Source organism: Alistipes sp. i18-0019-D1 (genome assembly GCF_042852885.1).
GTDB lineage: Bacteria > Bacteroidota > Bacteroidia > Bacteroidales > Rikenellaceae > Alistipes.
In genome coordinates this window covers 1,337,865-1,360,989 of the sequence record NZ_AP031424.1, presented here as the reverse complement: position 1 = coordinate 1,360,989, position 23,125 = coordinate 1,337,865, and the positions used below count along the sequence as shown (strand labels likewise).

General features: G+C 55.6%; 23 protein-coding genes. All 23 read left to right on the top strand.

What is annotated here, in order from left to right; translation table 11 throughout:
• The first annotated feature begins 107 nt into the window (after positions 1–107).
• The 23 genes from ACGHP5_RS05595 (at position 108) to ACGHP5_RS05485 (ending at position 23,123) form a co-directional block, all read left to right on the top strand.
• Positions 108–785 carry a hypothetical protein gene (locus ACGHP5_RS05595; RefSeq protein ID WP_004293576.1) on the top strand — a complete coding sequence of 226 codons (678 nt, stop codon included), beginning with the start codon at positions 108–110 and terminating at the stop codon, positions 783–785.
• The gene (locus tag ACGHP5_RS05590) at positions 778–1,710 is read left to right on the top strand and encodes a hypothetical protein (protein ID WP_004293575.1); all 933 of its coding nucleotides are present in this window, start codon (positions 778–780) and stop codon (positions 1,708–1,710) included. Before ACGHP5_RS05595 ends, ACGHP5_RS05590 begins: the two co-directional genes overlap by 8 nt.
• Positions 1,707–2,600, top strand: a complete 894-nt coding sequence (locus tag ACGHP5_RS05585; RefSeq protein ID WP_004293574.1) for a hypothetical protein — start codon at positions 1,707–1,709, stop codon at positions 2,598–2,600. The genes ACGHP5_RS05590 and ACGHP5_RS05585 overlap by 4 nt, the downstream gene beginning before the upstream one ends.
• Positions 2,590–3,156, top strand: coding sequence for a hypothetical protein (locus ACGHP5_RS05580; protein ID WP_004293571.1), 567 nt, complete (start codon positions 2,590–2,592; stop codon positions 3,154–3,156). Before ACGHP5_RS05585 ends, ACGHP5_RS05580 begins: the two co-directional genes overlap by 11 nt.
• Positions 3,153–5,735 (top strand): hypothetical protein, encoded by a 2,583-nt coding sequence (locus ACGHP5_RS05575; RefSeq protein ID WP_004293569.1) that lies wholly within the window; start codon positions 3,153–3,155, stop codon positions 5,733–5,735. Before ACGHP5_RS05580 ends, ACGHP5_RS05575 begins: the two co-directional genes overlap by 4 nt.
• A gap of 2 nt (positions 5,736–5,737) precedes the next feature.
• Positions 5,738–5,950 carry a hypothetical protein gene (locus ACGHP5_RS05570; protein WP_191835317.1) on the top strand — a complete coding sequence of 71 codons (213 nt, stop codon included), beginning with the start codon at positions 5,738–5,740 and terminating at the stop codon, positions 5,948–5,950.
• A 34-nt stretch (positions 5,951–5,984) separates the two neighbouring features.
• Positions 5,985–6,344 (top strand): hypothetical protein, encoded by a 360-nt coding sequence (locus ACGHP5_RS05565; RefSeq protein WP_224241394.1) that lies wholly within the window; start codon positions 5,985–5,987, stop codon positions 6,342–6,344.
• 281 nt (positions 6,345–6,625) lie between these two features.
• A complete protein-coding gene (locus ACGHP5_RS05560) occupies positions 6,626–7,885 on the top strand; it encodes a hypothetical protein (RefSeq protein ID WP_004293566.1) in 1,260 nt (419 codons plus the stop codon).
• Between the two features lie 74 nt (positions 7,886–7,959).
• Positions 7,960–9,027, top strand: coding sequence for a phosphoesterase (locus ACGHP5_RS05555; protein WP_004293565.1), 1,068 nt, complete (start codon positions 7,960–7,962; stop codon positions 9,025–9,027).
• Positions 9,015–11,339, top strand: coding sequence for a hypothetical protein (locus ACGHP5_RS05550; protein WP_004293564.1), 2,325 nt, complete (start codon positions 9,015–9,017; stop codon positions 11,337–11,339). Before ACGHP5_RS05555 ends, ACGHP5_RS05550 begins: the two co-directional genes overlap by 13 nt.
• Positions 11,314–11,799 (top strand): crossover junction endodeoxyribonuclease RuvC, encoded by a 486-nt coding sequence (locus tag ACGHP5_RS05545; protein WP_004293563.1) that lies wholly within the window; start codon positions 11,314–11,316, stop codon positions 11,797–11,799. The genes ACGHP5_RS05550 and ACGHP5_RS05545 overlap by 26 nt, the downstream gene beginning before the upstream one ends.
• A gap of 144 nt (positions 11,800–11,943) precedes the next feature.
• Positions 11,944–12,546 (top strand): RNA polymerase sigma factor, encoded by a 603-nt coding sequence (locus tag ACGHP5_RS05540; RefSeq protein WP_004322848.1) that lies wholly within the window; start codon positions 11,944–11,946, stop codon positions 12,544–12,546.
• Positions 12,524–13,141 (top strand): hypothetical protein, encoded by a 618-nt coding sequence (locus tag ACGHP5_RS05535; RefSeq protein ID WP_008672745.1) that lies wholly within the window; start codon positions 12,524–12,526, stop codon positions 13,139–13,141. Before ACGHP5_RS05540 ends, ACGHP5_RS05535 begins: the two co-directional genes overlap by 23 nt.
• The gene (locus ACGHP5_RS05530) at positions 13,138–14,493 is read left to right on the top strand and encodes a DnaB-like helicase C-terminal domain-containing protein (RefSeq protein WP_004293560.1); all 1,356 of its coding nucleotides are present in this window, start codon (positions 13,138–13,140) and stop codon (positions 14,491–14,493) included. The genes ACGHP5_RS05535 and ACGHP5_RS05530 overlap by 4 nt, the downstream gene beginning before the upstream one ends.
• Before the next feature lie 634 nt (positions 14,494–15,127).
• Entirely contained in the window at positions 15,128–16,168 is a 1,041-nt protein-coding gene (locus tag ACGHP5_RS05525; RefSeq protein ID WP_004293559.1) for a toprim domain-containing protein, read from the top strand.
• Positions 16,165–17,922, top strand: coding sequence for a PHP domain-containing protein (locus ACGHP5_RS05520; RefSeq protein WP_004293558.1), 1,758 nt, complete (start codon positions 16,165–16,167; stop codon positions 17,920–17,922). Before ACGHP5_RS05525 ends, ACGHP5_RS05520 begins: the two co-directional genes overlap by 4 nt.
• Positions 17,888–18,655 carry a site-specific DNA-methyltransferase gene (locus ACGHP5_RS05515; RefSeq protein ID WP_009316563.1) on the top strand — a complete coding sequence of 256 codons (768 nt, stop codon included), beginning with the start codon at positions 17,888–17,890 and terminating at the stop codon, positions 18,653–18,655. Before ACGHP5_RS05520 ends, ACGHP5_RS05515 begins: the two co-directional genes overlap by 35 nt.
• Positions 18,648–19,190, top strand: a complete 543-nt coding sequence (locus ACGHP5_RS05510; protein ID WP_004322855.1) for an HNH endonuclease — start codon at positions 18,648–18,650, stop codon at positions 19,188–19,190. Before ACGHP5_RS05515 ends, ACGHP5_RS05510 begins: the two co-directional genes overlap by 8 nt.
• Positions 19,187–21,364: a DNA polymerase III subunit alpha gene (locus tag ACGHP5_RS05505; RefSeq protein WP_117965151.1), complete on the top strand. Its 2,178-nt coding sequence runs from the start codon at positions 19,187–19,189 to the stop codon at positions 21,362–21,364. The genes ACGHP5_RS05510 and ACGHP5_RS05505 overlap by 4 nt, the downstream gene beginning before the upstream one ends.
• A 6-nt stretch (positions 21,365–21,370) precedes the next feature.
• The gene (locus ACGHP5_RS05500; protein ID WP_390461216.1) at positions 21,371–22,138 is read left to right on the top strand and encodes a PolC-type DNA polymerase III; all 768 of its coding nucleotides are present in this window, start codon (positions 21,371–21,373) and stop codon (positions 22,136–22,138) included.
• Positions 22,135–22,494, top strand: coding sequence for a hypothetical protein (locus ACGHP5_RS05495; RefSeq protein ID WP_009316565.1), 360 nt, complete (start codon positions 22,135–22,137; stop codon positions 22,492–22,494). Before ACGHP5_RS05500 ends, ACGHP5_RS05495 begins: the two co-directional genes overlap by 4 nt.
• Positions 22,463–22,984, top strand: coding sequence for a hypothetical protein (locus ACGHP5_RS05490; protein WP_009316566.1), 522 nt, complete (start codon positions 22,463–22,465; stop codon positions 22,982–22,984). The genes ACGHP5_RS05495 and ACGHP5_RS05490 overlap by 32 nt, the downstream gene beginning before the upstream one ends.
• Positions 22,965–23,123: a hypothetical protein gene (locus ACGHP5_RS05485; RefSeq protein WP_008860769.1), complete on the top strand. Its 159-nt coding sequence runs from the start codon at positions 22,965–22,967 to the stop codon at positions 23,121–23,123. The genes ACGHP5_RS05490 and ACGHP5_RS05485 overlap by 20 nt, the downstream gene beginning before the upstream one ends.
• Positions 23,124–23,125 lie beyond the last annotated feature (2 nt).

Below are 23,125 nucleotides of genomic sequence, written 5' to 3'. Positions count from 1 at the left end.
ATCCTTTCTTTCTGCCGCTACTCTTTTGAAAAGAGTGCCCGGTCGTACTCTGATGTATGGTCGGGCTTTTTGTTGAAGTATCGTTCATGGCAAGACAGGACATAACAATGGACGCCGAATACGGTGAGGTGGAGACTTCCGGCAATATCGCCGGCAAGAGTTTCTACGACTTCCGCCTGCTCGATGCCGTCGCGGGTGCGGACAACGACACCTTCCGCTACGGAGAGATTACCGTCCCCGTCGGCTTCGTGTACACGTATAACGACGGCAAAGGGTTCCATGTCAGGATTCCCTATACGCCCGACATGCGCCGCCTGACGGTCCGTCTGGTTATGGAAAGCGGTTCGGGCGGCACGGAGTACCTGAGAAATCCTGCGACGGGCAAACATTGGTTTCCCGTCGTGGCGGAGACGGAAGCCGGCACGGCCGATATCGCCCTGGCCGCATTTTTCTCCCTCAATGAGAAGGGAGTCTACAACCTGCTGTCACGGGACGGTTACCTTGCCGTGTACAGCGGCTCAGAGACCGACTTCGAAATAGGAGCCGCCAAAGCCCAGAACGAGACGTTTCTGCTGAAAGCTTCAGCCGGAAATCTCTACCAACATTCTACGACAGGTGTCGGCCTCGTCGACTACCTGCATTCGAGTCTGGAAAACAACGGTCTTGCCGCCAAACTGCAGTCGGAATTCCTGTCGGACAAGGTCGTCATCAAGAATGCCTATATGGATTCTGCCACGGGAGAGCTGCTTTTAGAAACCGAGGAAAAGGAGGAGAACGATGGGTAAGTACAGGGTCGTAGCCGGACAGAATATCTACGATGTGGCCCTGTACCTGTACGGCAGCATCGAGGGAGTCGTGGATTTGCTCATCAACAACCCCGATCTCTCCTTCGCCACGACATTGACTGCCGGCCGGGAACTTGTCTACACGGACGATTTCGTTATCCGCGCCGATGTAGTCGCCTATAACGGGTTGCACGGCATCGTCCCCGCTAACGGTGAACGGCATGTCTATCCCAAAACGTTCACCTTGCCGCTTGCTGTCGTCCTCACGCTCGCTGCCGGGATCATCACCGTGCAGTGTGCCGTTTCCGGTGCGGGACAGCTGGAAATCGACTGGGGCGACAACAGCGACACCGAGACCGTCCTCCTCGCGGACACGCCGCAGCTGCTCACCCATACCTTCGACAACAAAGTCAGGGACAGGCGTCGTATCCGTTGGTTTACCGATGCCTGCTTCCGGAGTATCGACTGGAGCGGGCTCAAACCGCGGTCGTTGGTACTGGTGCAGACACTGCCGGTGGAGGAGCTGACGCTCACGCACGCCACACTCTCCTTGGAGAGCCTGCGGCTGCTTTCCGGAACCTACAGCCTGAACCTGTCGAATTGCGCGTTGGCCGATCTTGCACCGCTTGCCGAATGCCGGGAACTGATGACACTCGACCTCTCCGCCGCCCGACTGAAACCGACAGTCATAGATCATTACCTGACAACCCTTGTGGAACATTACGGCGACCGACGGAATTGCACGGTCATTTTACCTACAGCCCCGACGGGAACCTATCGGGAGCCGGACCGGGATACCGAAACGGGGCGCTACCGTATCGCCTCGGGCATGGAAGCCGTATGGGTCATCCTGCACGAGGAGGCCTGGAATGAGGGTGGCGCGTGGAAATTCATTATCGACGATATAACCTATACAGTGGAATGAGCCGGACGATTAAGGAGATATACAATGAAGCCGTGCAGGAACGCAACCGGCGGCTGGAACTGACGGAGTTCGCCAGCGACTCGAAGCTGTCTGTCATGAACGGTATCCTATGGACCGTAGCCGCTGTCATCTACAGTTTCGAGACGCTGCTTGATGTCTTCGCGGTGGATATCTCGGAAGCCATCAACAACCGGATCAACGGCACGCCGGACTACTACGCCAATGCGCTGCTGCAATACCAGCAGGGCGACGAGCTGACCGTCCGCGAGGACGGACTGGCTTTCGGGTATGCCCAGGTCGATGAGACCAAACGCATCATTACGCAGGTCTCCTATGTGGAGAGCACGGACGACAGCAACCTCGACAGCAAGCTGGTACTGAAAATCGCTACCGGCACGAAAGGACATCTGGAAGCTATTCCCGCCGAGGAGCTGGTGCCCATCAATGCCTATATCGGCAAGCTGAAATTCGCCGGCACACGCATCGAGGTCATCTCGACCAAAGGCGACGTGCTGGTGCCGCGTCTTACGGTCTTCTACGATGGTGCCGTTCCCGAGGCGGAGATGTACGACAGCATCGAGACCCGTATCCGGGACTACATTATGGGCATCGACTTCGACGCTGCGGTCTATGTCTCCCGCCTGACGGATGCCATACGCCGTGCCGAACACGTTACAGACGTCTATATCGACGAGACGGCAATCCCCGAGCAGGGCGTGTTTATTGCTTGCCACGATACGGACGGGCAAATCCAGCCCCTGCAACGTGTCGGCCGCATGACATACACCGCCTCGGGCTACCTGAAAGAGTCCTCGCGCAAGGACGAGGAGTCGGAACTGCCGACCTTCCGGGAAGCCATCACGCTCAAAGTCGAAAACCATGAGATATAAGCTGCCCATAGACCGTTCGGTGAACCGGCTCGTGCCGCACTACCTGTCGGGACGGCGGTTCATCCTCTTCGTGCAGAGCTGCCTCTATCCCTTGCAAAGCCTGAACGAACGGTTCCGTACGTTTGCACGGGAACGGCATATCGAGGCGCGCATGACCTCACAGGTCATCTATTTCGAGTGGTTCCTGAACTACCGGTTCGGTAAATACATCAAGGACGGCAAGGACCGCATCTTCATCAAGGACAGCACGAGTGTCGGTGTGGACCTGTACCACGAAGGGGCGGAATACCAGCGTCCTTTCACCGTATGGTACAACGGGGAACAGGTTACAACGGACAATGAGGCGGAACGCCCCCGTCCGTTCTACCTGCTGGCGGAAGAGAAGCTGATCAACAAGGTCAGCTTCATGGTCTGCGTCCCGCCCGTCACCATACCTCCGCGGGAACTGGTCTATATGCTTTCCTATGTGGTGAACACCTATAAGACAGCAGGCAAGACCTACCTGATCAAGATCGACGAAGACGAATACACCCCCAATAAGAATACAGGACAATGAAAGAATATATTGCGGAAACCGGCGGACGGTATACCTACTCGGACGATATCCTGAACTTGCAGGAACTGGCTCTCAGCATGAGTGCCGTTTTTGACGGCTGCTCGGACTTCATCATCTCCGGATGCGAGATCGAGGGTCCCCGCGTCTCCCCGGGTTATGTCTGGCTCGGCGGAAAGGTACGCCGTTTCGACGGCTGCGCCGATGCTGTCTATCCCTATTATATATACGAAATCAACCGGCATGAATCGGTGGTCTACGCCAATGAGGTCAACAAGCGCGGGCGTACCTGTTATCTCTGTGCCGGAGCCAAGGCTGTCCCGGATACGGTCGATCCGGTTACTGACAAACTGCCGGCGGCCATCGAGGTGACGGAGAGCTATGCACCCCGGTTCATCGACAAGTTCTTCGGCCGCTATGCTGTCCTGCTCGATACACCTTTTGCCCGGCAGACCGTCAAGAAGGATCTGGTGCTGGCCGGAACGTTCACCGGGCAGAAAGAAATCAGCTCCAAGACCGCCGTCTCCGTCAGCGGCGGGAACGGCTACATGCTCAAAGGCATCGTCAAGGCGGACGGCCATGCCGCCATCGGTGCCTACCTGCACGGTCTGCTTGTCAACGAGATTGTCATCCGGACGGACGGCACGTTCAGTTTCATGAAACAAGGCAAGGAACTGGCCAGGGTTACGGAAGACGGCATATCCTGCGGTACTTCGCTGAATGAAAACGCCCGGATCGGGGCTGTCCGCATCAAGGGATACGACATCTATAACACCTCGGATGTGACGGATGAGGGTTGTATCCGTATCAATTACCACGGCACGGAGGGCGGCGGAACAAAATACCGTGACTTTGCCGTGCATGACGGAAAAGCCTGCACCACACCTGTTTTGAAAGTCATCGGGCGTACCGCCACCCTGCAGGTCGGCGGACTGCTCTCCCTGCAAAGCACCGGACGGGGTATCGATATTCAGAATACCGCCTATACGAAAGACAATGCCAGGCTGACAAACCTGATTACCTGGCGCGACAGTGCCGCCGCGCTGCTCGCCACCGTCGGCTTCGACACCGCTGACAGTTTCCGTTTTGCGCTGAGGAACGCTCTGGGCGACATCGTGCTTGCCCCTTTGGGAGCGGTGGATGTGCTCGGTACGCTTAAAATCAACGGAAAATCCGTGTCCGACACCTATGTGACCGTCAGGGCCTTTACGGAGGCGATGGGAAAGAAAGTGGATGTGGTAGAAGGCAAACAGCTCTCTACCGAAGACTTCACGACCGAATACAGGAAGAAACTGGCGGCTATCACTACCGGAGAACTGACGGAGGGCGGCGAAGGTTATGTCACATCGGGAACCGTCGCGGCGGCTTTGAAAATGAAACTCTCCGCCGACGGGAACCTTTCCGATGTCATGGACAAGGCTGCCGCCCGGAAGAATATCGATGTCTATTCCAAAGCGGAAGCCGGGGAGGTATTTCTGGAAATCTCCGAAGGATTGAAGGAGCTGGTGCGCCTGACGGCGGACGAGATCAGCGGGCTGACGGCAGAGGAAGCCGCCGAACTGAAAGCAAAGCGGCAGGCGGCCGTCAGGGATACCCTCGATGCCGAAAAGAAAGGTACCGGGGAGCTGAAACTGGCCAAGACCTCGAACCTGTCCGACCTTCCGGACAAGGGCAAGGCACGCAAGAACCTCGAAGTCTATTCCACGGCCGAGATAGACCGGATGATGGACGGCAAGCTCGGGACTGACTCCGCTTACGAGGGCATTGTCTTCACACCCGAACTCAGGGACAAACTGCTGGAAATCAAGACCGGTTCGTTCGCCTACATAGATGAAGGCGGCATTTCGCACGCGCAGGTCGAGGGATACGTGATGACCTCGCAGGTTGTCAGGGAACTCAAGAAAAAGGCGGAGCGGCTGATGGGCGGCTACAACGCTTCCGAAAAGGATACCATCGCCACCAACCTGAACCTGTATACCAAGGCCGGGGCGGACGCCCGCTTCGCCGCGCTTGAAAACCTGTTCCAGGATTACATCGACTTTTTGACCGGGCAAGGAAAATCCCCCATGGAAGCCCGGCAGCTCCTGCGGAACAAGTTGGACGTGCTGTCCAAAGACGAAATCGTCAAGGACTACCTGCGCAAGGACGGCAAACTTTCCGACCTGTCCTTGCCGACAGCGGAGGCGAAACGGCAGGCCTGCCGCGCTATCGGAGCCGCCTATGCGGAAGAATACCAGCCCCTGCTGGCGGATACGGGATGGATGCACATGGAGAACAGCGGCTCGGGAACAGATACCCAGGGGCTGTTTATCCGCCAGATCGGGAATATCGTGTCCATACAGGGGTATATCAATACCGCACGCAGGGACGGCAGCAACTGGGGCGGCATCGTTGCCGTCATCCCGAACAAGATACAGCCCCCGAGATACAGCGTGCGCTGCAGCGCCGCTGACTGGAACGATGACCACAAGTACAACCGGGGCTCCTCGTTCACCATCTACGGCGGTTCGCGCAGGATACAGCTTTACGAGCGCGGTATGTACAATGTCAATGTAGAACTCAACTTCACCTATTTTGTATAGTCATGAAACATAAACTCAATGTAAACGGCGATATTGAAAGCCGCCGGAGGATTGCGGAGCGCAGGAACGTTCCCGTCCGTGAAACCGTACAGCAAACCATTCAACCGCAACATCATGAAACAGAAGAAAATCAGGCGGCAGCCGCAGAAGAAACCGTCTCCCCGGCAGCAGAAGCCCCGAAAGCGAGAAGACGGAAGACCGCAGGGGACGCTTAAGCGCTTTCCTTTCGACGAGACACGGATAGGCTTCATGCTCCGGTATGAGATGCCGGTAGTCTATCATCTGCTCCGCAGGTTATGCGCCACGCAGCAGCCCTTCGAGCCGGACTGGCAGGTCATACGGTCGGTGGCGGAGGCATCGAAAGACCCTTCCTGCGGCAAGGCGAAGTTCCGCCGCTACCTGGACGAGTACCGCCGGGACGGGGTCTATTGCCGGCGCGGGAAACGGCTCACGCCGGAGCGCAAAGCCTACTATGAAGGCATATGCCGCCGCAAGAGAGAAGAGTATATCCGCCGGAACCGCAGGAGGCTGCTTGCCGAAGCGCGGAACGCGCCGGGCGGCGACAGACTGCTCGGAGAGATTAAAAGCATTCTTAAAATGAAACGGTAATGCGCTGAAGGACAATGCCGGTGAGAAACATTCATGTACATGTATGGCTGTTCCGGGTAATTTGCCTAATTTTGTATTCCACGGTCGCTGCAAGACCTTTCCATATTGTCAAATGAGTATCCTCTTTCGGGATACGGTCAGCGAGACATCCTCTCCCAATTTTATCAGTTGAACGCGGACGGTGCAACCGAACCCGTCCGTCCTGTTACCAGTTTCTTTGCGATGCGGGTATACCGTGTCGCATTCTTCGGGCATTTTTAAATCCATAAAACAAAGCGTTTATGCAAGAAGAAGAAAAGAACAACGGCATGGAAGGCATGTCTGTCGAGGAAATGTTCCTCGGCGTTCAGGAATCTTATCAGGAGGCACAGTTGCGTGCCCAGGAGGAGAACAGGGCGTTCGCCCGTACGGAGTTCTTCCGCATGGACAAGTTCGGGACTTACCGTCTCCGTATCCTGCCCATCGCTCCCAATCCGGACGGCTCGCCGACACGTCCGGGCTATGAGTATCCCGTCCACCAGCTGCTTCTGGAGCTGGAGAAACCCGCTACGGGGAACAAGCCCCAGAAGATGTATGTCACTGTCACCCGCGCTACCGATGCCGGATATAGCGTTGATCCCATCGAGACTTACCGCCGCATGGCCGTCGAAGCCGCAAAAGAGGACGGGGACGACAAACTGGCGGAAAAGATTGCCGGGGGCTCGTTCGGAGGCGGTCTGAAATACAGTTACGGCCACTGTCTCTATGTATTCGACCTGGGTGAACGAGCCAAAGGCGTGCAGATGATGACCCTTTCCCATGCCCAGTTCAAGGATCTGGATGAGAGGAAGTTCAAGCTGTGGAGCAAGAAACTGGCCAAGAATCCGTCTTACCCGTGCCCGATTTCCTCGGTGTATGACGCCTATCCGGTGGAGATTGAAAAGCGCAAGAACGGAGCCAAGACCGAGTATGTCATTTCCATTGACAACGAATCGGAACCGGTACCGTTGACCAAGGAGGAGCTGACCGCCCTGATGGGTGCGCCGCGTATCCCGGAAATCATCTACCGCTACACCCGTTATCATCTGGGAGCCACCGTCGAGTTCCTCAAACAGTGCGACGGTATCTACGGCATGTCGCTCATGGAGACGGATGAAATGAAGACGGTCATCGACACGCTGGACGGTGAACTGCCCAAGGAGGATATATCCGCGTTCTCGTTCGACCGCCGTACGAAAGATAACAGAGAAAACGGGCGTGAAGGCGGAGGCATCTCGCTGGACGACCTTTTCGAACGTTATGACGAGCTTCAGCGGCAGGAACTCGGTGAGAAGACCGAGGAAGGCCAGGAGCTGCGTGCGATGATCCGCGGCTACATCGAGCAGGAAGGGCTCTCCGTGCGTGTCACACGCTCCACGAGCAACCGGGAACTACTCGACCTGATCGAAAGCGAGATGGAGGGTCCGAAGCCCAGTGACGAACCGGAGGATGTCCCCGGGGAGGAAGAAGAGCAGCCGGAGGAAACGGAAGAGCGTGCCGGGCGTCCCCGCCACCGCAGATAAGCCTTTCACAAGTTCTTGAATTCTAATCCGACGGGAGGCATCCGGGCCTCCCGTCCTAATCACAATCACTTAGTATGAAAGAGAACAAACCCTGCCTTTTGTTATTGAATGACATCCACATCTCGAAAGACAACATCCCTGCATTCCAGGCCAACTGGCAGGAGGCCATGGGAATTTGCAGGGAACGGGATATCCGGGAAGTGGTTGTCGGAGGAGACCTGTTCTTTTCCCGTGCCGCCCAGACACTCGATGTCCTGCTGGCCGTCAGGGATATGCTTGTATCCGCCGCGGACCATGACATTCATGTCACGCTGGCGGAAGGGAACCACGACAAGGTGAACCAGGAATCCCTGCGCGGATATTGTCATGTCTTCGACCGGCATCCGAATGTGACTGTCGTGGATGAGTACCTGACCCTGTGCCGCCCGGAATGGAAGTTCGCGCTCCATGTAATGAGCTATTTTCCGGAAGACGGCTCTTTTGCCGAAAGGCTCGGACGATTGGCTGCGGAAGCGCTTTCCGGAGAACCGGAGCACTTCCTCTACATCCATGAGGGTATCAACGGGGCATTGGCACAGCCTTCGGAAAAGGAACTGCCTGCCAGGATATTCTCTCCTTTCGACAAGGTCTTTGTCGGCCATTACCACAACCGTACCGTCATTCCGGGGACGGGAATCGAATATATCGGTTCCTCGCGCCAGCATAACTTCGGGGAGGACGAGGAGAAAGGATACACGGTGCTGTATACGGACGGCACGTACGAGTTTGTCAAGAACCGCGTGAACATGCGGTACCGTGTCATGGATATGCCGGCGGAACGTGCCGGGTTGCACCTGATGGACGAGCTGCGTGAAATGGAGGCCGATGGTCGCTACAAGGTCAAGGTGCGTGTCCATGCACCTGCCGCCGCGATGAAATCGGTGGACAAAGCCGCCTTGCTGGAAGCCGGAGCGGCGAAGGTAGAACTGGTTGCCGATGACGAGCAGCTGCCGGAGGCGGTATCCTCTTCGCTCTTCGAGAAATTCGACAGCCGCCGCATCCGGGAAACCTACGAGGACTTCTGCCGGGAGAAACAGATCGAGGATGTGTCGATGGGATTGGAGTATTTATCTAGAATAGAAAACAGATCATGTGGAAATTAAAGACGATAGAAGCCGAAAATCTCTGCGCCTTCCGTTCGCTGTCCTACATGCTGCGGCAAGGCGTGACGACATTGATTTTCGGCGATAACCGGGACAATGAGTCCCAGCAGTCGAACGGGGCCGGCAAGTCTGCCCTGTTGGAATGCATTGCCGTGGGTATCACGGGCAGCCCGCTTAGAAAGATACGCTCGGAGGAGATTATCAACGATGCAGCGGAAGAATGCCGTATCGCTTTGCGTTTCATCAACGATTCCGCCGCCGAGGAACTGCTCGTCAACCGCCGTATCCCGCGCAAGGGGGCTTCCTCTGTCAGCTGTACGCTTTACCGTGGCGGCAAGCAGGTGGTAACCGATGAAGCGGTACAGCCTTCGGTGGATGCCTATAACCGGTATATTCTTGACAAACTGGGTATCACACGCGACGAGCTGCTCAACAATTTCATCCTTTCCAAATACCGGTATGAGGATTTCCTCTCGTCATCGGACAAGGAGAAGAAAGAGGTCATCAACCGCTTTTCCAACGGTATCCTGGTGGATGAAGCCATCGCCAAAGTGGAGGAAGACATCGTGCCGCTCTCTGAAAAGAAACGGCAGGTGGAACTGGAACTGGCCGGGTTGGACGGGCGTATCGGGATGTTACAGGAGCAGATACGCAAGGAGGAGGAAGCCGGAGCCGAGCGGGGGCGTACCCGTGTGGAACGTATCATGGGACTGGAAACGGCCATAGCGGCCAAGAGGGAGCAGATCCGTACCGGGCACGAGAACGTGGACAGGCTTGAGGAACAGCTTGCCGGAGTGCAGCGGGCGGACGAGGCTTTGCAGGAACTGGAAGCCGGAGATACCGCATTGGAAGCATGTCTGGAAAAGATAGCGGAAATGATGTCCCTCTTTCCCGATGCCCGGCAGACGGACTGGGACAAGGTCATTGCCGAAAAGAAAGGACGGTTACAGACCGCCACAGAGCGGCTGAAGGATTGCGATGCCGTCTTGAAGCAGGCGGAACAGGAACTGAAAAACAGGACTGACGGCTGGGAACAGTTCAAGAAGGAGTATGCCGCATTCTGTGAGGCATACAGGGATCAGTCCGATACGACTGCGGAGAGACTGCGGGAAATCGACATCCGTCTGCGCGACCTGTCCGGCAGCATCGAGGAACTGCGTCATAAACGGCGTATCGTTTCTGCCGGTATTGACGGCCTCTCGAACAAACTGGCCGGCTCCATCACCTGTCCTTTCTGCGGGCATGAGTTTCTGGTGGCAGAACCACAGTTCGACATCGAGGCCGGCATGAAGGAACTGAAGCTCCGTCAACGGCAGCTCACGGAAATCAACGGCCGTATCGATGAGAAGCAGGAGGAGACGGATGCCGTGGAGTTGCAGCAGAACCGGCTGAACCATGAGCGCCGGATATTGGAAGGCAGACGCACCGGATGGGAGGAGCAGCTGGCCGGGCACGAACGGGCCATCAGGAATGCCACCCGCCACGTGGAAGAGGTGGAAAGCGGGCATAAACGCATCGCTTCCGAAATTACCGCCCTGCAAAGTGAAATCGAAGGTGTCCGCCGCAAGGTATTCGACGAGGTGTTCGGATTCATAGACGAGCGCAATGCCGCACTGAACCGCGGCATACGGGTAGGCAAGGAAGATATACAGGCTGCGGCCTGCGCCATCGACACTTTGCAGGCCACGATCCGGGAGCTGGATGAGGCGGCTTCACCCGACCTCATACAATCGCTCAAGGACACTCTCCGTGAAACGCGCGGGAAGTCCAACGAGGCGGCAGGGCGCAAGACGGCCGTCGATGCCCGGGTCCGTGCCCTGGAGATACAGCGGGAACGGTTCGTGCAGTTCAAGACCTATCTGGCCAACACGAAAATCGAGGCGCTCAGCCGTATCACCAACGAGTTCCTGCAAGACATCGGCAGCGACATCCGTATCCGCTTCGACGGGTATACCGTCCTCAAGAGTGGTAAGGTAAGGGAGAAAATCTCCATCTCACTGCTGCGCGACGGCATGGACTGCGGCTCGTTCGGCAAGTTTTCGGCAGGCGAAGCCGCCCGTGTGAATTTGGCGACCATCCTTGCCATGCAGAAACTCGTGAACAGCAACTGCGACGGGGACAAGGGACTGGATCTGCTCGTGCTGGACGAGATACTCGAGGCGGTCGATGAAGCGGGGCTGGCCTCCATGTTCGAGGCGCTGAACTCGCTCGGCGGTACCGTGCTGGTAGTCTCGCACGGGAATGTGGCTGAAGGCTATCCGCATAAACTGGTAATCGTGAAAGAGAATGGCGAATCGAGACTCGGAGAATAGCGTACTGACCCGGGAGCAGGTACTGGCGCTGGACATCGCCACGCATACCGGATACTTCTCCCTGCATGAGGCCGGGACATGGAACTTCACCGAAAGCAAACGGCGCAACGGCAACAAGATGCACGGCGCTTTCAGGACTACGCTGCTCTCGCTGCTCCGTCGTTACGGCATCCGCCGCGTCGTGGCCGAGGATGTGAGCGTGAACCGCCATTTCTACGACATGCGGCGGCTCTCGGAACTCAGGGGTATCCTGCTCGAAGTGTGCGATGAACTGGATATCCCGGAACCGGAGTTCGTCAACCCGGCTGTCCTCAAGAAATGGGCGACGGGAGACGGACACGCCACCAAGACGCAGATGGTCGCGGCCTGCAAGGACAGATACGGTATTGTCCCGGTGGATGACAATGCGGCGGATGCCTGCCACCTCTTCTACTATTACATCCGCAGGCACAGGCTGTGACAAGCCGACAACGGTTTGGATTTTTTCCGGGCGGCGGTAATGCTGCCGCCCGTTTTTTCAATTGACGCTCACGGTAGCTGACAGATTAGGACATGAGATTCATTATCAACCTTTTCAGTCAGTGGAAACGTGGAAAAGAAAGATGTGTTTATTGCGGTTCTCCAGCCTGAAGACGAATCCGCGAGACAGAGGGCGGAACTTCTCAGAAAATATGTGATGCCGCACAAGAATCTGATATACAGCATTTGTATCAAATATACCTATAACCAGGAGGACATCGAGGACAACTACCTCGAGGCGTTGGCCAACTTCTTCAAGTATATGGACAGTTATGACCCGGCCCGTCCGGTAAAGACCTGGATCTATGCCGTGACCAAACGGCTTGTGGCGGACCTGAACAACCGCAACAGGAACCGCATGCCCCCGGACGACAATATCGACATTTCGGAAATATCCTCTTCGCTGTCGGATGAGGACGAACCGTCGGGAAACAGCATGGGGATGGACAACTACCGCGAGTTCTATAACGATGACATCCTCTGGGCACTGGACCGGCTCAAACCGATTTACCGGGAAGCCCTGCTCTTGCAGCAGGCTGGTTACAAACTCGGGGAAATCATGGAAATCACCTATAACAACGGTACTTTGCAGACCAGGAACGTAGAAACGGTAAAAAGCCGCATCTTCCTAGCCAAGACGCAGCTGCGCAAACTATTGACACGCGATGGAGAGAAAAGAATGGATTGACGGATGCCGGAGGCTCTTTACACGGCTGGTCCGCACCACGGTGTGGGCGGATTTTGTGTTCCCTACCGGCGGCAAGTCGGACAGGCAGCTCGGGATGTGTTTCGACGGCTTGTGCCGGGAGGTCGTCTCCGTCAGTGCGGAACGCCTGTCCGACTTCTGTATCTGCCAGACATATGCCATTTCCGGATATGATACCGCGTATCGCAGGAAATGGAACGTCTCCCATTCATTCGGAAAGAAAGCCATCGGCCGCTATCTCCGCTCGGGAAAGGAACGCCGCTACCGGGAGGACCGGTGGCTGAAGAGTTTCGGGCTGTCACGGCATGATTTGGCGCGGGCAGTGGAAGACCGCCGCAGCCATCCGTTCGGGCGTTTTATTTATCCGGAATACGAGGAGACGACCAAGCGGCGACTGCTCTCCACCGAAGCGGGATATCTCGTCTGTGCGCTCTCCACGCTGATGTGGACGCCTTTCTCCCCGTCATGCTCAAAATGTGCGAAAGCGGAGCCATGCCGCAGAAGGACACAGGCGCGCTATCCGGAACTGTACCGTATCCGCTGTGAGGCGTGGCGGAAAAAGGAGGCGAAGCCATGAGTGCCGTCAATCCGCTCAGTGCCGAGTTCCTGTATGAACTCTATGCCACGGCGCTCAGACAGGAACCGTTGTGTGCTGTCCTAGCCCGGCATATGCGTAAGGAATACCTGCCGGACCGTTCGTTCCAGCAGGTACAGGAGGCGATAGCCGTACACTTCAAGACATACAAGACACCGCCGTCGTATGCCGTGCTGGCACAGACCTTCCATGAGGATTACGACGCCATCGAGCTGATAGACACTTTCCGGGAGTATGACGAGGGACAGAGTGCCGAGGTGATGACCGACATGCTGGAGTCCTACATCAAGGGGGTCCGGTTGCAGTCGGTCTATGCGGAGGTCGGGAAACTGTATAACGAGAACAAACAGGACAAGGCGGAGAAGACTCTTCGGGAATATGCCGAGTGGCTGGCAGGGTTCACGCTGAAGAGTTCCTCGTTCGTCGATGTGGCCGCGACTTTCAAGGAGCGTTTCGAGAGGAACCGCCGGCGCGAGGAGGAAGAGGAACGCTCGGCCGCCCCTCGTGTGTCCCGCTTCTACATCCCGTATCTGGATGCGCTCAATGCCGGACGTAACCTGCGAGGTCAGCTGACCTGTTTCCTGGCCAGCACAGGCGTGGGAAAGTCGCACATCGCCAAATGGATCGGTGTCAGGGCGGACATCGATGACGGGCTGCATGTGCTGCATTTCCAGCTGGAAGGTTCGGAAGAAGAGGCGTTGAACGCCTATTCCGGCGGACTGATTTCCAGGAACGCCTACTATTACGAGCGGGGAAAGATTTCGGATACGGAGATGAGACATCTGGAAAAACTGGTCGCCTCGTATGCCGGAAGCATCACGGTGCGCAGTTACCCGCGTTTCAATGCCCAGGTCTCGACACTCGACATCAAGAACGGCATTTCGGAATACAGGAAGCTCAAAGGATATAATCCGGACATCGTGATTGTGGATTCGATGGACTTGCTGACGGATGCCAACCGCCGTTCATGGGGAGCCGACCATGAACGGGCGAAGCGTATCGCGGTGGCTAATGACCTGAAGGACCTGGCGGCGGACGAAAAGGTATGGATGGTGGTGACTTACCAGTCTACCATCGAAGACCGGGAGTGGCTGAATGACGAGCGGAACGTGCTGACCGAGTACAACTGTTCGGAGGCCAAAGGTCTGGCCCGCCCGTGCACGCACCTTGTTTCGCTCAACCAGTCATCGGCAGAAAGAAAGGAGAACGTTATGCGCCTGCACGTGGCCAAAAGCCGGTTCTTCAAGAAAGGAGACACTATCAGGATTGCCACCGACTACGACAATGAGGTGTTCTATGACGGGCAGAGGACACTGAATCTGAACAGGGAATAAAAAGCCATCGATCCGGATGCGGCGTGTCGGTGGCTTTTTGACTTGTAACGACTGGAATGTTGAGAATATATGGCAGCTTACATGCGTAAAACCAATTCCGGACAGATACGATTTTTATTGTATGCCCTTTGTATTCCGCCATATCGTCCGTTCCCCATGTTATCAACAGCAGGTTTTCACATTTCAATTCCTCTGCCGCCTCCAAGGCTTTCAGTTTCCGCTCACGGGTCTTGGCGTTCGAGATATCATACGACCTTTGTTCGAGGAAAGTTCGAATGACCTCGCAAATACAAATCCGTTATTTGTAGTAATTGGAAAACGATACTTTTCATTCAGTATGTTTATTGTACTGCACAAAAAATACGCTTTTTTTATGTAGAGAGTGATCATTTTAGAAAAGTACATCTCTACACCTGATAATCAGCCAATGCTGATTATCAATCTCCTTATTTATATATTGTTTTATCGATTAGACAAAAGCAGTCATTTTTTGTCCAGCCGGGAAGACAATTTCTCTTTTCCTTTGGGTGGAAAGACCTTCCATGATTCTGCCGGTCTATTTTTATTGGGCTAATCCGGATTCTTTTTCCAAACATTTCAAACCAACCTGTAGCGGTCACGACTATACCTTAATATGGAACTGTCGGTACAGGAATATCAATATCTGGTTTCGGAGATAACCCGCGAGACGGGTGCCAAACGGGACGGGAGCGGTAAGAACCTTATCGTTCCGCGCTGCCCGTTCTGCGGAAAGTCGGGCGGTAAGTTCGGTATCTACATCGGCAAGGCGACTGCCCACCGCCGGCCTTTCATGGCCCACTGCTTCTCCTGCGGGGCATCCACCCGTACATTGGAGCAACTTCTGGCGGCTATCGGTCGCATGGACCTGATGGTTTTGCAGACAGCTGACATTGCCGCACCGTTGAACCTGCACCTGCTGGAGAAGGACGAGGCGGAAGAAATAGACGACGAACTGGTGCCGGTCGAATTGCCGGACTTTTACAAGCGCACTTTCCGGCATCCGTATTTGCAGCGGCGCGGCTTCTGTTTCGACGATTACGAGTATTTCCCGGTCGGGATAACCGGCAGGCTCAATCCGCGCTACGCGGACTATGTCGTCTTTCCGGTCATCGATGACTGTACGGTTGTCGGCTATGTCTCCCGCCATACCTGGCCGAAAGAGGATATAGACGCCCACAACCGCAAGACCAGACATAGCGGCGGGTACAAGATCCTGCGTTACCGGAACTCCACGGAAAACGACTTTTCCAGACTCCTTTATAACTACGATGCCGTCCGTATGGATGAAACCGATACGGTCATCCTCGCGGAAGGTATTTTCGATGTCATCGCCCTGACCCGCAGACTCGAACTCTATGACAATTCCCATGTCGCAGCCGTGGCCACTTTCGGAAAGAAAATATCCGATGTACAGATCTACAAGCTGCAATCGAAAGGCGTCAGAACCGTAGTCATCGGTTACGATGGTGATGCCGTCGAGTCGGTAAAGCGGACGGCTGAACGGCTGAAACCCTATTTCGAGGTTTTCATCGCGGACATTGCTGATGCCGCCAAAGACTGGGACGAACTCACGGAAGCGGAAATCTACGGGATTTTCGCCTGCCGCCTGCTGTCCGTCCTTGAATACAAACTCAAAAAAGTACAGGAAAGATGATACAGGAACTTTTCTCATGGCTCGATGCACAACGGATAACCTATATCCCGGTCGATACGGAAGTGGTGGATATTCCCGGCTTCGGGCGGCTTTTCACGGCCGACCTGTCGGGAGTGGAATCCATCTTCCGCGGCGACGGGGACAAGCTCGTGTTCAACCTGATGGAAAGTCCGGATGTGCTGATGGAAGAAGGAATCTTCCATGTGGCCTTCCCGTTCGGCAGGAACTGGTACTACTATGACCTGCGGGAAGAATTCCGTTTCAACCTGCTGAAATATATCGGCCGGCCCAAGCCTCCGGTACATGATGTACCTTTCGTGAACCTCGGCATCCATACCTCCTACGAGCTGCTGAACGCCTGCTGCTCGCCGGAAGATTTGTGCCGCAAGGCGAAATGGCTCGGGCATACGGCTGTCGGCATCTGCGACCGCAATACAATGGCCGCCACGCTGAACCTTCAGAAGGAGTGCGCCAATACCGGGCTGAAACATATATTCGGCTACTCGCTGACAATGATGCACGAAGAAGAACGTGTCGGGCTGAAGATTTATGCCTTGGATAACGAGGGGCTGCATAATCTGCTGCGCATCCAACGGGCCGTCATGGTCGATTCGGAAGACAACACCCTCCGCTATGAACAGCTGCTGATGTATGCCGCAGGTTGTGTGGTGGTTTTCGCCATCCGTTCCGTCTACTGGATGGCCGGACACCCCAAACAGGTGAAGCGTATCCGGAAAGGTGCCGAAGCGGTCTATTACCAGGTCGACGCCAACGAATACAAGGCGGACCGCATCGACAGGGAGCAACTAGAAGCCCTGAAATATTATTTCGGCAACTGTTATGATGCCGACACGGATTCATTTACAGTAGAACCAGTCCTGATTCCGGACTGCTACTACATGGACAAGGACGATGCAGGGTACAGAATCGTGGTGAACAAGATTGCCACGGGAGCCGCCCATGAACAGAGCGATGACCAGTATTTCAAGACAGCGGATGAATTGTATGACACGCTCCGTCCTCTGTTCTCCGGGCAATGGGACTTCGATTCCCTGTTCAGGCGCATGTGCCGTCCCACGGTGGAGATTGCCGGACGTGCGGACGCCTCATTCGAGACCGGGCGAATGTTCATGCCGGAATACCGTATGCGACCGGAAGAGCGGGAACGGTATGGTGACCGCCGTACGATGTTCCTCCGACTGCTTGACGACGGGCTGGACCGGAAAGTGCCGGAACCGGAGCGGGAACGCTATCGGGAACGGCTGGACGAGGAAGTCTATATCATTGAATCGACCGACAATGTGGACTATTTCCTGGTGCAGTGGGATATGGTGCGGGAGGCGCACCGGAGAGGCATCGCAACTGGTATAGGTCGCGGTTCCGCCGGGGGCTCGCTGGTTTCCTACTTGCTTGGCATAACCTCCATCGACCCGCTGAAATACGACCTTATCTTCTCGCGCTTCCTCGTGCCGGAACGCTGCGGGCTCAGCTGGAAAGACGAACTGACGGTGCTTGCCCCGGACATCACACTCGGCAAGGGCGAACGCTATGTGGAGATGGAATCTGAAGGCAAGACTTACCGTCTGTGCACGGATGCCCGGATGCGGGTAATCCGTAACGGAGAAGAGCGGACGATATACGCAGATGAATTGATGTGTGGCGACGAAATCCTTTTTGACCGCCGAGATTGCTTGTGGAACCTAAAGGAACTCGAAACCCATGAATCCGACCTACGAACACCACCGTCCCTATGACGGTTGCGACCTTTACCGGGGCGATGCACTCGATGTGCTGCCCCTGCTGGCTGAAGAAGGCATCACTGCCGACATGGTATTGTCAGACCCTCCATACGGTACGACACATTGTCGATGGGACGCTGTGATAGACATCCCCGGGATGTGGAATGCTGTACAGGGCATATCCAGACCTGACACTCCCGTACTGCTGTTCTGCCAGCATCCTTTTACGAGCCTGCTGGGCAGCTCCAATCTCCGCAGGCTGCGGTATGCCTGGGTATGGGAGAAGACGCAGGCGACAGGCTTCCTAAACGCCAGGCGTATGCCGATGAAGGCGCACGAGGACATTCTGGTCTTTTACGACAGGTTGCCGAAGTATCATCCGATCAAGACGGACGGGCACAAGCGCAAGGTCGTGATGGCCGAACACCAGCGGAAATGCGATGCCGGCGAGATATACCGGAAGCACGATAATTTCCGGGATTACATATCCACGGAACGCTATCCGCGCAGTGTGCTGAAATTCAAGACGGACAAGCAGCTCTCCTGCCTGCACGCGACACAGAAACCTGTCGCCCTGCTGGAATACCTGATACGCACCTACACCGACGAAGGAGACATCGTCCTCGACTTTGCGATGGGCAGCGGCAGTACAGCCGTGGCCTGCCGGAATACGGGACGCCGGTTCATCGGCGTGGAGATAGACCTGGGAATTTTTCAGACAGCACTAAACCGTATAACCCATGGCTGACACCCGGGAAATCTGGGTGGATATCAAGAACTATGAAGGAAAGTACAAGATCAGCAACCTCGGGCGTGTCAAGAGTCTGGAACGGCAAGTTTCGCATGACGGTATCACCTGGACACAACCCGAACGTATCATGTGTCATTGGTGTGGGACGACTTCGCTCTATGACTGTGTCCGACTCTACAAGGGCGGTGTCGGAAAGAAGTTCTCCGTGCACCGTCTGGTGGCACAGCACTTCCTGCCCGACTGGAATCCGGGACTGGAGGTGAACCATATCGACGGGAACCGCGACAACAACCGTGCGGATAACCTGGAAATGTGTACGCACCAGCGGAATATGGAACATGCCATAGCGGGTGGCCTCAAACGGGATTACGGCGAGAAAAGCGTGAACGCCAAACTGACCAACGGGCAGGCGGAAGAGATACGGGTGAGGTATTCCTCCGGCCAGGCTTCCCAGAACAGCCTGGCAAAACAGTACGGTGTCAGCCGCCAGACGGTAAGCGCGATAATACGATACAAGAAATATATCAGATGAAAGTAACACATATAAGAATCAGGAAAGCAGACGGACCGCTGACGGTCATGGATGCCTTTGTGGACAAAGGACTGACAGAAGGCGGCCACGCTTCGCTGCCGGACATAGATGTCGACTATGCCTCCGACCGGCGGCAGGAGATCAAGGATTACCTGGAAGAACGGTACAACGCGGACGGCCGCCAGCGTGTCTTTTCCGCCGGCACCTTTACCACGATGAAACTGAAAGCCGCCTTGAAGGACGTGGCACGCGTACACCGCGTGCCTCACTCCATCGTGAACTATATTACCGCCATGATAGATGACGGCACGGACTGGACAGGACTGTTCAGACAGGCTGCCTTCAACAGAAAACTTCGGGACTTTATCCAGACCTATCCGCTGGTCATCGAGGACGTGCAAGGATTGCTCGGACAGCCCAAAGCGGCCTCCATACACGCCTCGGCCATCGTTGTCACACCGGACACGCGGGACGGCAGGCCCGCCGAATGCTTCGATTTCCTGCCGGTCCGTAAGATGGACGGGGCACTGGTATCGGAGTTCGACGGCTATTCGGTCGATGAGATCGGATTGTTGAAGGAGGATGTGCTGGCGACAAAGGAACTTGCCAAACTGAGTGCCGTCATCGCGTTGGTCAACCGGAATTTCGGGCAGGAACTTACTATCGGGCGTATTACGCAGGATATGCTGGAAGACGGGAAGACCTACCGACTGCTCTCGGACGGCAACACGCAGAATGTGTTCCAGTTCTCTTCGCCGGGCATTACCCGGTTTATCCAGGATGTACAGCCGGAGTGTATCGAGGACCTGATCGCCATCAATGCCCTGTACCGTCCCGCCACACTCGACATCGGTGCCACCGATGATTATGTCCGTTTCAGGCGTGGCGAAGTGGCCCCGGTCTATAACTACGGCTGTTATGAAGCAACGAAGAACACTTTCGGAATCATGGTCTACCAGGAGCAGTTCATGTCCGTTGCTCATACGCTCGGGGGATTCGACCTCGGGAAGACCGACTATCTGCGCAAGGCCATAGGAAAGAAGAAAGCCGACCTGATGGCCACGCTGAAGGCGGATTTCATTGCCGGAGCCGTCGGGAACGGATGCCCGGACTATGAGGCGGAGGAAATCTGGCACAAGATAGAGGTAGCCGGGAAATATTCGTTCAACCGTTCCCATGCCGCGGCATACGCCCTTACAGCCTATTGCGGGGCATGGCTCAAGGCCAATTACCCCTCGGCATTCTACACGGTGGCATTGCAATGGGCGGACGACAAGGAGATTCCTTCGTTGATGGCGGAGATGGAACGCTGCTCGTCGGCCAAGATCGTGCCGCCGGACATCAACCGCTCCGGGACGGAGTTCTTCACCGACTATGCCACCGATGAAATCTTCTGGTCGCTTACCCGTATCAAACAGGTCGGTGTCAAGACAGTGGAATACATCGTCACGGAACGCGACCGGGGCGGGGCATATACCGGTATCGAGAACTTCATCCACCGCATATTCCGTTACAAACTCAAGAAATACAGTTACTGGGACGACCCCGACAACGCGGAAGAGGCCGTGAAAGTCCCCGTGAACGCCCGGCATGTCAAGCACATGATCCTTGCCGGATGCTTCGACCGTATCGAAAAAGTCGGGGCGGTTACCGAACGCTGCGCGCTGCTCGAACGCGCAGCACGGGAACTGGGATTCTCCCTTTCTGAAAAAGACTTCCCGCAGGACATGCGCGGGCGGCATTTCTTCTGGTCGCAGCAGCAGATTGCCGTGTCGGGCATAGGCAGCATCGATTATCGCCGCATCTTCAACAATTCGGAAGCCCGCAGGCAGGTCAAGGGAAAAGCCTCTTACCTGACCCTGGACGAGGTGGCACGGGACGAGAACGACGGCAGGCGTGCGACTGTCTGCGCCACGGTGGTGGATGTAACCGAACATACCTACAAGGACAGGGAGACGGGAAGCCGGAAGCGTTTCGCCAAGCTGACACTCTCCCAGAACAACCGTCTGGCGGAATGTGTATGCTGGAACGACTATTACATGGAACACCACACCGAGATCCAGTCGCTCAAAGACCGGGTGGTCATCCTCACTGCCGTCATCCGTTACAGCGACTACAACGGATGCAATACATTACAGACCTATAGGAACTCATTGTTATTCATTCAATCCTGAAAAGATATGGCACCCAAGACAGAACAGAAGATATATGTAGGCATCGGGCTGGACTTCGAGACCGGAGGGCTGGACTGCCGTGAATGCGCCTGTACACAGATCGCCCTGCAAGCCGTCCGTTTCGACACATGGCAGGTATTCGACCGCTATCAGGCGTATATCGCCCCCTACGGGAAACAGGACGCGGGGCTTCCCCGACGCAAGGTGTTGCGTACCCGCCATGAACAGGCGAAAGAACCGGAATATGTCCCGATGAAGTACGAACAGACGGCATTGGACTATTCCGCCATTACCATGGAGATGCTGCGCACACAGGGTGTGGACATGAAGAAAGTCGCCGGAGATGTCATCGCCTTCGCCAAACGCAGCACCCTCTCGAAGGGCTATCAGTGCAAGCCCGTGCTGGTCGGACAGAACATCGCTTTCGATATCGGATTCCTGCAACAGCTGATGAACTATGCCGGACTGGCCGCCGAGTTTGAAAAGACCTTTTCCGGTACCAAGGACTATTACGGCAACTTCCAGCCGCACTACATCGACACGCTTGTCATGGGACGGTTGGCTTTTGCCGCTGATCCGGAGGTTACTTCGTATAAACTGGAACTGGTAGCCTCAAAATTGGGGGTGGAACTGGACGATGCCCACGATGCGGCTGCGGATGTGACGGCCACGCTTGACATCCTGGGGGTCTATACCTCCCGTCTGCGCCAGACGGAAGGGGCGGCAATCGCTACACAGAAGAAAGAGAAAACCCGTAAATATTTCAAGATATGAGTATGGACACGAATAAGGAAGCCCAAGGCATTGACCGGGAACAGATTCCCGAGACCATTACATTCCGTACGGCGGACCGGATGACCTACGGGGCGCTGGGCTATGACGGGAACGAACTGATGGCGTTCATATCGGGCTACGACCTGGAAATCAAGTTCAACCTGCGGCTCATCAACTCGCTAGCGGATGCGGAGGCGTGTGCCGATGCGTTGGCCCAGGTATTCTATGACGCATTAATGGAGCAGTTGCTCAATGAAAAGGCGGATTTTGTAAAACCTCCGGGATACAAACCCGCTACTCTTTCAGAAAAGGAAGGAAGAACCGATGTCAGACAAGATAACGAACACGCAGGATAGGCCGGAAGAGAAACCGCTCACGGAGCAGGAGCTGCAATTCTGCAACCTCTATGTGAACGGCGGGCTGGAATATGCCGGACGGCCGAAAAAATGCTTTGTGGAGGTATTCGGTGAGGATACGGTGAAGAACCCGTATGCTTCGGCCAATTACCTGATGAACAAACCGCATGTGCTGGCACATATCAAGGCATTGCTCTCCTCGGAACGGTTCGAGATGGAGACGATGGCTGTAAAGCTGCAGGTGACCGAGACTCTCAAGGCAATCATGGACGAGACGGCCACTTCGGACTATACAGACCGTTTCGGTGTGCCGCTCTCTCCGGCACCGCTCAGGGCCGTGTCGGTCAATGCCGCCAAGGCGCTGATGGATATCTTCCCCATCAGGCACAAGGAGGAGAACCGCCTGCGTATCGAAGGCAGCGACGGCAATGTTATCTTCAATGTAATCGTACCCCAAAATCCTGTAAAAGATGGCGAAGCGGAAACGTAAAATCACTAAGGAAGAAATCGCCTGGTGGGTCTATCTGGCGATGATGATCGCGCTTGTCATCTATGGGTTCCGGGATAGTGCGGCAGCCGAGACTCTGCTGAGGGCTATCAGGGACGCATTCTCACTTTTAATGGAATAAGA